At 64.7% G+C, this 15,022-nt stretch carries 13 protein-coding genes; 8 read left to right on the forward strand and 5 right to left on the reverse strand.

Translation table 11 applies throughout. The features are described from left to right. From D2V17_RS10210 to D2V17_RS10225, 4 genes are all read left to right on the forward strand, one after another. Positions 1 to 220: integrase core domain-containing protein (locus D2V17_RS10210; RefSeq protein WP_147367346.1), on the forward strand; the 220-nt coding region annotated here is incomplete at its 5' end. A gap of 403 nt (positions 221 to 623) precedes the next feature. Further along, positions 624 to 1,634, forward strand: a complete 1,011-nt coding sequence (locus D2V17_RS10215) for a helix-turn-helix transcriptional regulator (protein ID WP_220474100.1) — start codon at positions 624 to 626, stop codon at positions 1,632 to 1,634. Between the two features lie 102 nt (positions 1,635 to 1,736). Next, positions 1,737 to 2,966: a serine hydrolase domain-containing protein gene (locus tag D2V17_RS10220; RefSeq protein ID WP_119592878.1), complete on the forward strand. Its 1,230-nt coding sequence runs from the start codon at positions 1,737 to 1,739 to the stop codon at positions 2,964 to 2,966. A 185-nt stretch (positions 2,967 to 3,151) separates the two neighbouring features. Further along, positions 3,152 to 5,437, forward strand: coding sequence for a TonB-dependent receptor (locus D2V17_RS10225; RefSeq protein WP_119592879.1), 2,286 nt, complete (start codon positions 3,152 to 3,154; stop codon positions 5,435 to 5,437). A gap of 52 nt (positions 5,438 to 5,489) precedes the next feature. On the opposite strand, the gene hemA is transcribed toward D2V17_RS10225, so the two are convergent. Genes hemA through D2V17_RS10240 form a run of 3 tightly spaced genes read right to left on the reverse strand, consistent with a single transcriptional unit; the run spans position 5,490 to position 8,829 of the window. Then, positions 5,490 to 6,746: a 5-aminolevulinate synthase gene (gene hemA, locus D2V17_RS10230; protein ID WP_119592880.1), complete on the reverse strand. Its 1,257-nt coding sequence runs from the start codon at positions 6,744 to 6,746 to the stop codon at positions 5,490 to 5,492. Then, a complete protein-coding gene (gene pdxY / locus D2V17_RS10235) occupies positions 6,743 to 7,594 on the reverse strand; it encodes a pyridoxal kinase (protein WP_119592881.1) in 852 nt (283 codons plus the stop codon). Before pdxY ends, hemA begins: the two co-directional genes overlap by 4 nt. Then, positions 7,594 to 8,829, reverse strand: coding sequence for a benzoate/H(+) symporter BenE family transporter (locus tag D2V17_RS10240; protein ID WP_119592882.1), 1,236 nt, complete (start codon positions 8,827 to 8,829; stop codon positions 7,594 to 7,596). The genes pdxY and D2V17_RS10240 overlap by 1 nt, the downstream gene beginning before the upstream one ends. Positions 8,830 to 8,939: 110 nt before the next feature. Between D2V17_RS10240 and pdxR the strand changes: the two genes are divergently transcribed. From pdxR to D2V17_RS10260, 4 genes are all read left to right on the forward strand, one after another. Further along, a complete protein-coding gene (pdxR, locus tag D2V17_RS10245) occupies positions 8,940 to 10,430 on the forward strand; it encodes a MocR-like pyridoxine biosynthesis transcription factor PdxR (protein ID WP_119592883.1) in 1,491 nt (496 codons plus the stop codon). A gap of 147 nt (positions 10,431 to 10,577) precedes the next feature. Then, entirely contained in the window at positions 10,578 to 11,882 is a 1,305-nt protein-coding gene (gene glyA, locus D2V17_RS10250) for a serine hydroxymethyltransferase (protein ID WP_119592884.1), read from the forward strand. 135 nt (positions 11,883 to 12,017) lie between these two features. Further along, the gene (locus tag D2V17_RS10255) at positions 12,018 to 12,254 is read left to right on the forward strand and encodes a thioredoxin family protein (RefSeq protein WP_191229150.1); all 237 of its coding nucleotides are present in this window, start codon (positions 12,018 to 12,020) and stop codon (positions 12,252 to 12,254) included. A 28-nt stretch (positions 12,255 to 12,282) separates the two neighbouring features. After that, complete coding sequence (locus D2V17_RS10260) at positions 12,283 to 12,987, forward strand: glutamine amidotransferase (RefSeq protein ID WP_119592885.1); 705 nt, start codon at positions 12,283 to 12,285, stop codon at positions 12,985 to 12,987. Between the two features lie 30 nt (positions 12,988 to 13,017). On the opposite strand, the gene D2V17_RS10265 is transcribed toward D2V17_RS10260, so the two are convergent. Continuing rightward, positions 13,018 to 13,716: a phosphatidylserine decarboxylase gene (locus D2V17_RS10265; RefSeq protein ID WP_119592886.1), complete on the reverse strand. Its 699-nt coding sequence runs from the start codon at positions 13,714 to 13,716 to the stop codon at positions 13,018 to 13,020. Then, positions 13,713 to 14,981 carry an aspartate aminotransferase family protein gene (locus tag D2V17_RS10270; RefSeq protein WP_119592887.1) on the reverse strand — a complete coding sequence of 423 codons (1,269 nt, stop codon included), beginning with the start codon at positions 14,979 to 14,981 and terminating at the stop codon, positions 13,713 to 13,715. The genes D2V17_RS10265 and D2V17_RS10270 overlap by 4 nt, the downstream gene beginning before the upstream one ends. Positions 14,982 to 15,022 lie beyond the last annotated feature (41 nt).

Raw genomic sequence — 15,022 nt, forward strand, 5'->3', positions numbered from 1 at the left:
CATCCTGCTGGAAAACTACTTCCTGCCCGGCGACCTCGAGGCCCGGATCGAGGCCTTCGTTGAGCACTACAACCACCAGCGTTACCACGAGAGCCTCAGCAACGTGACGCCCGCCGATGCCTACTTCGGCAGGGCACCGGCAATCATCAAACTGCGCGAAAGGATCAAGCGACAGACCATCGAACATCGGCGCTTGCAGCACCGCAAGTTCGCCGCCTAACATCAACCCCCTGACGAGGTCCGCACTCCGCTAATCTACGCCGCGAGTTGTGCCGAATGTTCTGACGACGGACATCATATTGAAGATATGTGATTAATCAAGTATATTGCAGCGGGCAAGGTATGGGCTGTCCCGGAGCCGGCGGAAAGCGAGCTGTCGCAGGCCCGGTCCGAGCGCCGTTACCCGCCTTGTATTTTTCGGATGCTGGTCGATAACACGCACCGTGGCTCTGCCTTGAGAACAAACACCGTGGCGAGCCGGCAACGAGAAAAGATCTCAACGGAGAGGATGGGAGATGATCGGATCGGATGCTCTGCTTGAGCTGTACAGCTGCCCGACTGAGCCGAAGCGATGGTGCTCGATACTTGACTGGGTGTGCAAGAAGGTTGGTGCCCGCAGCGCCGTGGTTCAGCGCTTTCACCGCGCCGATGGCATGCTGGAACAGACCTGGATCGTGCGCGATACGAAGTCGATCCGCGATGCGCAGCTGCACGATACGCTCGTCAATAACGCCTCCAATCCGCGGCTCAATCTGGGGGAGGTGCGGCTCTATCCGGCCAATGGCCTGATCCGCGACAGGGACATATTTCCCGCAGGCTCGCCTCACCTGCTCGAACTGCAGAAGCGATTGCGGGCGGCCGGCCTGGGGGAATCGCTAAGCGTGGATATCCATCGCGACGATCAGCAATCGGTGGCCTTCATTCTTCACCGTCATTCCGGCGATGCCCGCCCCTATACGCGTGAGGACGAGGAGTTCCTGCTCAACCTGCGGCCCCACGTGGGCAAGGCCGCCGAACTGAGCTGGGTCATCGACCGTCAGGCGGAAGAGATCCGGCAGATCGAGACCATCGCCGATGCGCTCCAGGTCGGGATCGTCCTGTGCGACGATGCAGGCCAGGTGCGCTGGGCGAACGAGTCGGCCGAGGAAGTCCTCAGCCGATCGTCCTGTCTTTCCGGTGAGGGCGGACGGTTGCGCGGTGGAAGTCTTGCGCAGGAGAAGGAGTTGCAGGCGCTGCTGCAGACGCAGCAGGGCGGCCTTGCCGAGACCCTCGTATTCGGGGCCGGGGATGAAGGCGAGCTTCATCTCGCCCGCATCCGCCTGACCAACTCGCGCGGCATGTCGGCCTTGCTCATCAGCGAGCCGCGCCGGTCTCTCACCCCGTCGATCAAGGATATCGCCGCGCTGTTGCAGCTGACGCAGGCCGAAGCCCGCGTAACGGCGGCCCTGTGCACCGGCAGCACGCTGAAGGAATATGCGCAGAGCCGCGGGATCAGCGAAGGCAGCGCGCGCAACCAGCTCAAGCAGGTGCTGTCGAAGACGGGTGCCAGACGGCAGACCGAGCTTGTTCTCCGCCTGTGCAGTTCGGTCCTTTTCCAGACGCGAACGCAGCCGGGCTCGCGGTTGCTTTCCTGAGAAAAGACCGGGTTGCCCGGTCCGCCTATCCCATTTGGGACTTCATTGTCCGCCGGTGGATGACCTAGCCTCTGCTGAGATCAAGGAGAGATAATCGTGAGAATGCAAAGAGCCCTTCTTTCGGCTGCGGCTGTGTTCACCCTCGGGGTGGCGCCGCTTACTGCTCTGGCACAACCCGTCCTGCCGCCGCAGGTCGCGAGCGGGGCGCATTCGGATGTGCCCGTCGCGGTTCAGGGACTGCGCTGGGCGATGAACGATGCGAACGTCAACAGCCTGACCTTCCGCAGCATGGATACGTTGTTCACCACCCGCTCGGTGCCGCGCTCTGGCCCGGTGTGGCAGCTGCCGCGCAACGATCACCAGCTCGATTTCACATACGATTTCCAGGGGCAGACCTACACGCCCGAGCAGTTCCTCGACCGCACCTTCACCAACGCCCTGCTGGTGATGAAGGACGGCAAGATCGTCTATGAGAACTATCTCAACAACAGCGACCCCTCGACCCGGTTCATGGGCTGGTCGATGACCAAGTCGCTGACATCGCTGCTGGTCGGGTTCGCGCTGGAAGAGGGGCGCATCCAGTCGCTCGACGATGCCATCGACAGCTATCTGCCCGAACTCAAGGGCTCCGGCTATGAGGGCGTGACGATCCGTCAGGTGCTGCAGATGCGCTCGGGCGTCGACTACGAGGAGCGCTACGATTTCGCCAATCCCGGCGTCGCGGCGACCAATCACATCAATGCCCTGGTCAAGAACACCGAGCGCTTTGTCACGCCCGCGCTGACGCTGAAGCGGCTGCACGCGCCGGGCGAGGTGTTCCAGTACAAGACCATCGACACGGCGGTGCTGGGGCTGCTGGTCGAGCGGGTCAGCGGGGGCAGCACGATTGCCTCCTACATGGCGCAGCGCCTGTGGGAGCCGCTGGGGGCCGAAAGCGACGGCTTCTTCATCATGGACGGCCCTCCGGGTGTGGGGCGCGAGTTCAACGGCGCGGGCTTCAATGCGACCCTGCGCGACTATGCCCGCGTGGGGCTGATGATGATGAACGGCGGACGGGCCAATGGCCGGCAGGTGGTGTCGCCCGAATGGGTCGCCCTGTCGACCGCGCCGACCGAAGCCGCGCCTGAGGGGCAGATGGGCTATGGCATGCAATGGTGGACCTTCGGTGACACCGCCTATGCCGCGCTCGGCTTGCAGGGGCAGTACATCTATGTCGACCCCGAGACACGGACCGTGGTGGTCAAGCTCAGCTATTTCCCGCCAGCCGATATGACTGCGTCCGACGAGACGGCGGCGTTCCTCGCGGCCGCTTCTGCCTGGACGCCGGACTGATCCGCACCGCCATTGACGATCCGATTGAGCCGGGCGGCAACGAGCAATCGTTGTCGCCCGGTTTGCTATGTGGGCTCCGGGTGAGCGGGCCCTTGGTGCGGGGCCTGCGAGCATATCCCATTTGGGACTTACGCGGCCCGTCATCGGGCCATTAGCTTCTTCGCGAATATGGGAGGAGAGAACTAATGGTCGAGTACAACAAGGTGGTCGCTGGGAAGCGTCGTTCGCTGGCAGGCCGCACCCGAAAACTGCTGTTGTCGGCAACGATGGCAGCCATCGTCTGCCCGGCAGCACATGTCAGCGCGCAGGAGGCAGGCAGCGCGCAGCAGATGCCAGCCGGGCAAGGGAGTTCGGCGGACGCCGCCAACCCGCTCGGCACTATCGTGGTGACGGCACAGCGCCGCAATGAGAACCTGCAGGACGTGCCGATCGCGGCAACGGTCTTCGGCGGCGCGCAGCTCGATTCCAAGGCGGTCGATACGGTGGCCGATCTGCAATTTTCCGCGCCTTCGCTGTCGATCACCGACGCGGGCGAGACGCAGTCCGTCAATATTCGCGGCATCGGCATTGCCGCCAATTCGCCGAATATTTCCAACGGTGTGGCGACCTATATCGATGGCCTGTTCCAGCCGCCGATCGTGACCGGCATTCCCTTTTACGACATCGCCAGCATCGAGGTTCTGCGCGGCCCGCAGGGAACGCTGGTGGGCAACAACTCGACCGGCGGCGCGATCTTCATCAACTCGGCCAACCCCACCACGCGGGGGATCGAAGGCTATGCCAAGGCCGGGCTGGGCAACTACGGGCTCTATGAAGGCGAAGGGGCGATCAACCTGCCGCTGACCGACACGCTCGCGGTGCGCGCCGCGGGCACCTATCGCAACCGGGATAGCTTCTATGAAGATATCGGCCCGTTCAAGAACGACGCCGGCAAGCTGGAGGAGATCGGCGCAAGGCTGGGCGCCATGTTCGAAACGGGCGGGTTCAGCGCTCTGCTCAAGCTGCAATGGCACGAACAGGATACGGGCGGCTATGCCTTCAGGCCTGCCCCGAACACCAACTTTGGCTCCTTTGCGCAAGGCGATATCCGCACTCTCAGCTACGACACCGATGTGTCCAAGGTGGAGCGGGCTTTCCTTGCGAGCCTGGAACTGCGCTACGAATTTGCCGGTGGGCTGACCCTGCGGTCATTGAGCGGCTACCAGTACAAGCGCAACGACTTTGTTTCGGATGCCGATGCGTCACAGGCGCCCCCGGCGGTGGGCGGCGGTCAGGTCACCGACTATTTCGCTGGCGAGCGGCAATACAGTCAGGAGATCAACCTGATCTCGCCCACCGCGGGTGCGTTCGACTGGATCATCGGCGGCTATTATCAGCGCAATGATATCATTGTTAATATTGATAATCTTGCGGCTCCCGGAACCTATGTGACGCCGAGGAACAACCGCGATATCATTGGGGTTTTCGCGCAGGGGAACTACGAGCTGACCGACAGCCTCGAGTTCCAGCTCGGCGCGCGCTACTCGCACTACAAGGCGAGCGGCACGGGCACGGTCGTGCTTGGCCGGGGCGTGCCCGGCTTCCCGCCCGAGGGGCTCGTCATCGCGGACCTGACGGGTCAGCACGATGATTCGATGATGACCGGCAAGGCCGCGCTCAACTGGACCGTGGCCGACGGGCACCTGATCTATGCCTTCGCCGCGCGCGGCTACAAGCCGGGCGGCTTCAACTGCCTCCCGAGCCCGCAATGCGACAGACCCGAGTTCGCCCCGGAAACGGTCATGAACTATGAACTCGGGTGGAAGGGCGCGCTGGCCGACCGGCGGATCAATGTCCAGCTCTCGGCGTTCTATAACGACTTCAGCAACCTGCAGTTCGACGTGATCGAGACCGCAACCGGAACGACCGGCGTTCGCAATGTCGGCAGCGCCACGATCAAGGGCTTCGAGGGGCAGATCCAGGGCCGCTTCGGCGGTTTCGGGTTCGACGCGGGCTTCGGCTATCTCGACACCGAGCTTTCGAGCCTCACCTTCGTCAACGCCCGCCTGCTGCCGCCGGGGCAGCTGGGGCCGCAGTGCGCGCCCGGTGTTGCATCCAATCCGCCCACCTGTTTCGACTACGACCCGTTCATCATCACCACCGGCGGCGGCGACAATCTCTATTCGCCCGAATGGACTTACAATTTCGGCGTCGAGTACGAGGCGCTCATCAGCGACCGGGCGTCGATCACGCCGCGCATCAACTATGGCTATCAGGGCTCTCGCTACAATTACCTGGCCTACGGACCGGGTGACCTGTTGGAATCGCGTGGCTTGCTGTCGGCGCTGGTGACGCTGCGGATCGATGACTGGACCATCGAGGCCTACGCCACCAACCTTACCGATAAGGAATATGTGGTCGGCCGCTCGGGCGACAACCTGTTTTACGGCGCGCCGCGTCAGTACGGGCTGCGCACGTCGATCCGGTTCTGAGCCGGCAGGACAGGGACCTCGGGCATCGCCGAGGTCCCTGTCTGCGCCCGGATTAACCTGCCAGTTCGGGCACAGCTTCGGGGCGGGCGCTGTCCATGATTTCACGCCAGCGCGGGAAGGCCTCGCGGGTGGCAATCAGCGCAGCGATCAGGGCGTCTTCGTCCTCGTCGGTGTGGAGCGGGGTGGGCGTGACGCGCAGACGCTCGGTTCCGCGCGGGACGGTCGGATAGTTGACCGGCTGGATGTAGATGCCGTGCTCGGTCATCAGGTGATCGGTGATCGCCTTCGCCAGTGCCGCATCGCCGATCATCACCGGCAGAATATGGCTTGGGCTGGGCAGCACGGGGATGGCGTTGGCGAGCAGCCGTTCCTTCAGCGAAGCCGCCCGTCGCGCCAGTGCCTGCCGGGCCGAACCGTCTTCCTTCAGGTGTCGCAGCGCCGCTCGGATTCCCGCGACCACGGACGGTGGCAGCGCCGTGCTGAAGATGAATCCCGGCGCGAAGCTGCGGACATAGTCGACCGCATCGTGGCTTCCGGCGATGTAGCCGCCGATTGCACCGAACCCCTTGCTGAGCGTGCCCTGAAACATGTCGATCCGGTCAAGCAGGCCATCACGCTCGGCAATGCCCGCGCCGCGCGCGCCGTAAAGGCCGACCGCGTGAACCTCGTCGACATAGGTGAAGGCGTTGTACTTCCCGGCAAGGTCGCAGATCGCTTCCATCGGGGCGAAATCGCCGTCCATCGAGTAGCAGCTCTCAAAGCATATCAGCTTGGGGCGATATTTGCACACGGATGCCAGCTTGCGTTCAAGGTCGCGCCAGTCGTTGTGGGCGAACACGCATTTGTCGGCGCCGGAGTGGCGGATACCCTCGATCATCGAGGCGTGGTTTAGCGCATCGGAGAAGATCATGCAGCCCGGCAGCAACCGGCCCAGCGTGGCGATCGCGGCATCGTTGGCGACATAGCCCGAGGTGAACAGCAAGGCCGATTGCTTGCGGTGCAGGTCAGCCAGCTCCTGCTCCAGCAGCACGTGTTCGTGGCTGGTGCCGGAGATGTTGCGCGTGCCGCCGGCGCCCGCGCCATACTGTTCCAGCGCCTCACGCGCGGCCCCGATCACCTCGGGATGGACGCCCATCGACAGATAGTCGTTCGAGCACCAGATCGTGACGCGCCGCCTGGTGCGGTGATCGAAGGCGTAGATGTCGCTCTCCGGCTCGCGCTCCAGATCGGCGAAGACGCGATAGCGCCCCTCGCGGTGCAACTGGGCAAGTTCGTTGGTGAAGAAATGCTGATAGTCGAAAAGGCTCATTGGATAGTCTCCGGCGGATTTGGCAAGAGCGCGTCGATGACGCTGGCGAGGCGCATTTCCTGTTCCCCTTTGGCGATCATCCGCGCGAGCACTTCGAGCAGCACCCCGGCGGCATCGCGGGCGGCGTCGACAAGCGAGAGTTCGCGCGCAAGGTTGGCGGTGAGCAGGCCGGTGAACAGATCGCCCGTCCCGACCGGAACGATCGGCAGGCGCGGGATGGTCAGGCGTCGGCGGCTGAGGCCTGTAAAGACGATGTTCTCCAGCGAACCCAGCGGCGTATCGGCGAGCGTGCAGCCGGTCACGACCACCTGTGCTCCGCGATGCGCCCGGATTTTCGCCACTGCCGCAGCCAGCTCGGCGATGGTCGAAGGCTTGCTGCCCGCGATCAGCCCCGCCTCGAACTGGTTGGGCGTGAGCACATCGGCCAGCGGCACCAGCCGGTCGAGCAGGCATTCCACCACATGGTCGGCCACGAACAGGCCGAGGTTGGTATCGCCCATCACCGGGTCGCAGATATAGACGATGTCGGGATTGATCCGCCGCGCCCGCTCGACAAAGGCGGCCACCACGTCTCCGTTGGCGCGTGAGCCGAGATAGCCCGAGACGATAAAGCTGCTCGTCTCGATCAGTCCGCGCTCCTCGACCCCGCGCAGCAGGTCGCCGACCAGCTCGGATTCGAGCACGCGCCCGCGCATGGTTTCGAAATGCGGGTTGTTGGAGAGCAGGGTCGTGGGCACCGCCGCCACGGTCAGCCCGCGCACCTGCATCGGCAGGACGGCGGAGCTGTTGCCGACGTGACCATGCACGACCTGGCTCTGGATGGAGATGACGGTGGTCGGCATCGTCATCACTCTGCCGCCACTTCGCGGGTTGCCAGCGCAGCAGGGGAGCGGCGCGGCAGCTGGCCGTTCAGCATGGCATAGGCAACCAGACCGATCACCAGCCCCCAGAAGGCTCCGCCGATGCCGAGCAGGGTGATGTTGGCCGCCGAGGCGAGGAAGGTGATCAGCGCGGCCTCGCGCGAGGCAGGCTCGGCCATGGCGCTGGCAAGGCTGCTGCCGATGGTGCCGAGCAGCGCAAGGCCTGCCAGAGTGGTGATGAAGGTCGCCGGAAAGGCCATGAACACCGCGGCCAGCGTCACGCCGAACACGCCGACCAGCACGTAGAAGACGCCTGCCGCTATCCCCGCGATCCAGCGCTTCGACGGGTCTTCGTGCGCCTCTCTGCCGGTGGCGATGGCTGCCGTGATAGCCGCGATGTTGAAGGCGTGCGAGCCGAACGGCGCCATGATGAGTGAGCCCAGCCCGGTCACGGTGACGATCGGGTTGGCGCTGGTGGTGAAGCCGTCGTTTCGCAGCACCAGAATGCCGGGCATGTACTGGCCGGTGAGGGTGATGAGAAACAGCGGCAGCGCCACGCTCAGCAGGGCGTTGAGGGTAAAGACCGGCATCGTGAAGACGGGCGCGGCAAGCTGCAACTGCAAGCCGGACAGATCGACCCGGTCCTGTGTCAGCAGGAAGGCGAACCCCAGCATGAGGATGCCGACCACCGCATAGCGGGCGGTAAACCGCTTCAGCGCCACATAGGCGACCACCAGCAGCCCGACCAGCGCCGGATCGACGCTCGCCCCGCCGAAAGCCCCGATTCCGAATTGCAACAGGATGCCGGCGAGCAGACCTGCTGCAATACCGGGCGGGATCAGCCGGATGACCTTCTCGAAACAGCCCGAAAGGCCGAGGAGGACGAACGCGAGGGCCGAGAGAATGTATGCCCCGACCGCCTCGGCATAGGAGGTTGTCGCCAGTGCGGTGACGAGGAATGCCGCCGCCGGGGTCGACCATGCGGTGATGATCGGCTCGCGGTAGCGCCAGCTCAGCAGGATCCCCGTCAGGCCGACACCGATGGAGACCGACCACACCCACGAGGCGGTGAATTCGGGGCTGAGGCCAGCCACCCGCGCGGCCTGAAACACCAGAATGAAGGTGCCGCCATAGTTGACGATCACCGAGATCAATCCGGCGACCACGGGATGCGCAAGATCCTTCAGCCCGATTGGCGAAGGTGGCGGCAAGCAACTGGGCATTGGTGTTCCGAGGCTCCTGAATCGCGGGGGGCGATCCCTTCTCTGGCTTGACTTCTAGTGGACAAATGGCCTGATAATACCGGCCATTTATCGGAAGAGGTGCAGACCATTTGTTCAAGCATTCGCAACTGGAGACGGTGAAGGCCTGGCTTGCGCACCCCGCGCATGCGGCGATGCCGCTCCACGCCCGCATTCAGCGCGCCATCCGGCAGTTGATCGTCGATGGTGCGCTTGGTCCCGGCAAGCCGCTACCGGCATCGCGGGCACTGGCGAAATCGCTCGGCGTTTCGCGCGACACCATCGAATCCGCCTATTCCCAGCTTCACGCCGAGGGTTTTATCGAGCGGCGCGTGGGCAGCGGCAGTTTCGTTGCGGAAAAGACCGATTTTACGCCCGGCCGTCGGCTGGCGCAGCGCGATACGCTGCTGCGCAATCAGGCCCCGAACCTCAGCAAGCGCGGTGCGGCGATGTTCCGCAACAGCGGCGTGCGCGAGATGCTGTCGCCGCGCCCCTTTGCCCATGGCGTGCCGGAGACGCGCAGCTTCCCGCTGCAATTGTGGGAACGGCTGGAGCGGCAAGTTCTGAAGGAGAAGGGGGCCCAGGCGCTGTTGCACACCGATCCGCAAGGGGCGGAACCCCTGCGCCGCGCCATTGCCGACTATGTGAACCTCGAACGCGGCGCGCGCGCGACCGCTGATCGGGTTGTCGTGCTGACCAGTTCGCAGCAGGCGATGGCACTGTGCGCGAATATGCTGCTCGATCCCGGCGAGCAGATATTCGTCGAAGACCCGGCCTATTACGGCGCGCGCAAGGCCTTCGATGCCGCGGGGCTCGGCTGCGTTCCAGTTCCGGTCGACCGGCAGGGTATCGTGGCCGAACGGATCATCGCCGATCCGCTCAGGGCCAAGGCCGTGTTCCTCACCCCCTCGCACCAGTTCCCCACCGGCGCGAGCCTGGCGCTCGATCGCCGCCTTGCCCTGATCGAATGGGCCGCGCGGCATCAGGCGTGGATCATCGAGGACGATTACGACAGCGAGTTCCACTATGCGGGCAAGCCCACCGCCTGTGTGCAGGGGCTCGATCCGCATGACCGGACCATCTATGTCGGCACCTTCACCAAGGCGCTCTTTCCCGGCCTGCGGATCGGGTATGTCGTATTGCCGCCGCAGCTGGTCAAACCTCTGACAGTGGCGCGCACCCTGCTCGACGGGCACACGGCCTCCATCGCGCAGTTGACGCTGGCCCGCTTTATCGAGGGCGGGCATTTCGGCGCGCATGTCCGGGCGATGCGCAGTATCTACGCACAGCGGCTTGAGGTTCTGACTGCGCTCGTTCGCCGGCATCTGGCCGACTTCGTCGAACCGCAGGTGCCCATCGGCGGCTTGCAGCTGCCCTGCCTGCTGACGGGCGGCCTTGAGGAGCGGACGGCGGTCGATGCGGCGCGGCGGGTGGGGGTCGAGCTTCTCGGCCTGTCGGCGCTGCACGCCGCGGGGGGCGGGAAGCCCGGCTTTCTGATGGGTTTTGCCGCCTATACCCCACACGAGATCGAGCAGGCCGTAAGCAAGCTGGCCACAGCCCTGCGCGCGGCCACCACCGCCTAGTCACCCATGGTGCCGGCATCGGATTGGTCTGCTCGCCTTGCGCAAAGTGGCGGGGAGTAACCTGCCACACCCATGGTAGGTGCCGCGCCACCCCCGGATGCGGAGTGCAGGGGGCATTCTTACGCTCAGCTCAAAGGGAGACTCGCGATGGGAACATCGGTCGCGGCGCAGACAGTGCACAAGGTGGAAAATGCAGGCGTGAGCGCTGCCAGCCTCGCCATCGCGGATGGCGTTGTCGCCGATGCCATCGCCAGCGAGAAGGAGCGCCAGCGCGAGTCCATCGAACTGATCGCATCGGAGAACTTCGTGAGCCAGGCCGTGCTTGAGGCACAGGGCTCGGTGCTCACCAACAAGTATGCCGAGGGCTATCCGCACCGCCGCTACTACGGTGGCTGCGCGAATGCCGATATCGTCGAAGACCTCGCGATTGAGCGGGTGAACGAGCTGTTCGGCAGCACCTATGCCAACGTCCAGACCCATTCGGGCAGTCAGGCCAACCAGTCGGTGTTTCTGGCATTGCTGACGCCGGGCGATACCATTCTCGGTCTCGACCTGCGGGCGGGCGGCCATCTCACCCACGGTGCTGCGGTGAACCTGTCGGGCCGATGGTTCAACGTGGTTGGCTATGGGGTGGACCCGCAAACCCATCTGATCGACATGGATCAGGTGGCCGAGCTGGCCCGGCTGCACCGGCCCAAACTGCTGATCGCCGGCGGTTCGGCCTATGCGCGGGTGATGGACTTTGCGCGCTTTCGCGAAATCGCCGACGAGGTGGGGGCAATCCTGCTGGTGGATATGGCCCACTTTGCCGGGCTGGTTGCCGGAGGCACCTATCCCTCGCCCGTTCCTCACGCGCATGTGATCAGTTCGACCACGCACAAGACCCTGCGCGGGCCGCGCGGCGGCTTCGTGCTGACCAACGACGCCGACATTGCGAAGAAGATCAACTCCGCCACTTTCCCCGGCTTGCAGGGTGGGCCGCTGATGCATGTCATTGCTGCCAAGGCGGTGGCTTTTGGCGAAGCGCTGCAACCCTCGTTTCGGACCTATGCCCGCGACGTGATCGACAATTGCCGGGTGCTGACGCAGGCATTGGCCGAGGGCGGCCTGAAGATCGTTTCGGGTGGCACCGACTGCCATCTCGCGGTGATCGATCTGCGCCCGCTCGGCGTGACCGGCAACGTTGCGGAAAAGGCGCTGGAAGCGGTCGGCATTACGCTCAACAAGAACGCGATCCCCAACGACCCGGAAAAGCCCATGGTCACATCGGGCATCCGGGTCGGTTCCGCCGCGGGCACGTCGCGCGGGTTCGGAGCCGGGGAATACCGGGAGATCGCCGCTCTCATTCTGCAGACGCTGCAAGCGGTGCGCGAAGACACGTTTGCGGCAGACCGGCAGGCGATCAACGCGAGCGTGCGCCAGCTCGTCGCGCGCTTCCCGCTGCCGTACTAGGCGGCGATGGCGCGGGCCACCATCCGGCCTGTCTGGCAAATGCGATCCGGTTCTCCCGAGGCAGGGCGGCGGTCAATACTCGGAGGATCGGCTGGTTTCGAGGAAATTGGCCGATCAATCAAAGGAGTATCGATCATGGTGGAAAAGGCCGTCTTTTATCACGCGGGCTGCGGTGTTTGCACCGATGCGGAAGAGCGCTTCGTCGAGGCGCTCGACCCCAACCGTTTCGCCGTGGAGAGCGTGCATCTGGGCGAGACCCCGGAGCGGGTGGGCGAGGCCCGCGCGGTGGGTGTCGAATCGGTGCCGGCGCTGGTGATCGACGGTGCGGTCTATCACATCAACCATGGTGCAGACCTGTCGGCACTGGGCTGATGCCGCGGCTGCAACCGGAGTACGCGCCATGCTGAAAGCGGCCGCAGTCATTCGGCATCTCCACTTTGAAGATCTCGGAACCCTTGAGGCCGTACTCACGGCCTCGGGGTATCGGGTCCACTATTACGATATCGGGGTGAGCGAGCTGTGGACGCTCGACCCCGAGAGCCCCGACCTGATGGTCGTGCTCGGCGGCCCGGTCGGGGTCTACGAGACCGAGGCCTATCCCTTCCTTGAAGAAGAGCGCCAGCTTCTCAAGCGCCGCCTTGCCCTGGGGCGGCCCACGCTGGGCATCTGCCTCGGCGCGCAGATGATCGCCCAGGTGCTCGGGGCGAAGGTTGCGCCGATGGGGCACAAGGAGATCGGCTTTTCTCCGCTTCTGCTGACCGGGGCGGGGCGGGCTGGTCCGCTGCGCCATCTGGAGGGCGTTCCGGTGCTCCATTGGCATGGCGACGCTTTCGCCATTCCCGGTGGCGCCGACAGTCTTGCTGCGACGGCACTGTGTGCCACACAGGGCTTTGCTTTCGGTCGCAACGTGCTTGGCTTGCAGTTCCATCCGGAAGTGAATGCCTGTGCCGGGATCGAGCGCTGGCTGGTCGGCCATGCTGCCGAAATCGCCGCCGCCGGGATCGATCCATGTGCTTTGCGGCGCGACGCGGCGGCGCATGGCCCGGCGCTGCGGGATGCAGCCCGCAAAATGCTCACCGAATGGCTGGAGGGGACGGTCTTCTGACCGCCCCCTTTTTGCCTGGGCTTTCCCGCCTCAGCTCGTCTTGTAGCGCCGGGTGCTCTTTCCCTCAGTCAGCCGGGCCAGCACCGTCTCGCCGACGATCGCAGTCTGCCCGACCGTGACGCAGAGCGGCGTGCCGAGGGGCAGATAGACATCGATCCGCGAGCCGAAGCGGATCAGGCCGAAGCGGTCGCCCACTTCGAGCCTATCGCCTTCGGCAACCCAATGCTCGATGCGCCGGGCGATCAGGCCTGCAATCTGCACGAAGACCACCAGACCATAGGGCGTTTCGATCGCGAGGGCATTGCGTTCGTTATGGTCGCTGGCCTTATCGAGATCGGCGCTGAAAAAGCGCCCCGGCGTATAGGCGATGGTCTTGATCCGGCCGCTCACCGGGGTGCGGTTCACGTGGCAATCGAAGATGCTCATGAACACCGAAACGCGCAGCATCGGCTCGGGGGGCAGGTTGAGTTCGCGCGGCGGCAGAACCTCGGCGATCATGCTGATGTGCCCCTCTGCCGGAGCCACCACGATCCCGTCTTCAACCGGCGTAGTGCGTGGCGGGTTGCGGAAGAAATAGCCGGCCCAGACCGTGACGATGGCTGCAATCCAGGCGAGCGAGACCGAAACGAGGCTCAGTCCGACCGTCGCCGCGAGACCGATCGCGATGAACGGATAACCCGCCTTGTGGATCGGAACGAGGCTGTTCCTGATCGATGAAGAGATGCTCACAGCCGGGCTCCCGCATTCGCGGGCAGCGCGCAAGGATCCACCGATAAGGCCGCGTTGGTCGATATCGGCTGTGCGCCGGGTTTCTCGCGCTGGCTTTCGCGACAGAGGTCGGCCGTCATTTCAATGCGCCGGATGGCGTCGCCGATCTCCTCGGGCAGAACGGTCAGGGGCGGGGCAAAGCGCACTACGTTCTCCCGCGCGGGCACCGCCAGCAGCCGATGTATGCGCAGCAGCTCGACGAGGGGCGCGGTCTCGCCGTGCAGTTGCAGCCCTTGCAGCAAGCCTGTGCCGCGCACCTCGGCGACGATATCGGGGTAGTCGTGTGCGATCCGGTGGAGCCCGTCGTGCAGCAGTTGCGCGGTCTCCAGCACCCGGTCGAGAAAGGCCTGATCGAGCACGATGTCGAGCACGGCGTTGCCTGCGCTCATCGCCAGCGGATTGCCGCCGAAGGTGGTGCCATGCGCGCCCGCGGTCATGCCGCTGGCGGCCTCGCGGGTGGCAAGGCACACGCCCATCGGAAAGCCGCCGCCAATGCCCTTGGCGAGGGTGGCGATGTCGGGCTCGATGCTGCTCCATTCATAGGCGAAGAACTTGCCGGTGCGGCCGACGCCCGACTGCACCTCATCGAAAATCAGCAGAATGCCGTGCTCGTCGCAGAGCGCGCGGAGGCGTTGCAGGGTTTCGGGCGCGAGGCAGTGCAAGCCGCCTTCGCCCTGAATCGGCTCAAGCAGGATCGCCGCCGTCTGCGGGGTGATCGCCGCCTCAAGCGCATCCCAGTCGCCCAACGGCACCTGATCGAAGCCATCGACGCGCGGGCCGAAGCCTTCGAGATAGGGCGCATATCCGGTGGCCGCGATCATGGCCAGCGACCGCCCGTGGAACGCTCCGGCAAAGGTCACGATGCGATAGCGTTCGGGCGAGCCCTTGGCCGAATGATAGCGCCGGGCCATCTTCACGGCGGCCTCGTTGGCCTCGCCGCCCGAATTGGCGAAGAAAGCGACATCGGCAAAGCAGGCGTCGGTCAGCCGGGTGGCCAGCCGCTCGCCATCGGGGATGCGCACGAGGTTGGAGGTGTGCCAGAGCTTGTCGAGCTGTGCCTTCACGGCGGCGACAAGGTGCGGGTGGTTGTGACCGAGCGAATTGACCGCAATGCCGGAGGCGAAGTCGAGATAGGCCTCGCCGTCCTCAGTGTAGAGCCATGATCCCTCTCCGCGTTCGAAGCAGAGGTCGATCCGCCGGAAGACCTTCAGCAGCGGATCAGGCATGAGCGTGCCGCGTCGTCTTGTGGGGTGTAGCTGGGTGGTGA

Source organism: Aurantiacibacter xanthus (assembly GCF_003584015.1).
GTDB classification, from domain to species: domain Bacteria; phylum Pseudomonadota; class Alphaproteobacteria; order Sphingomonadales; family Sphingomonadaceae; genus Alteraurantiacibacter; species Alteraurantiacibacter xanthus.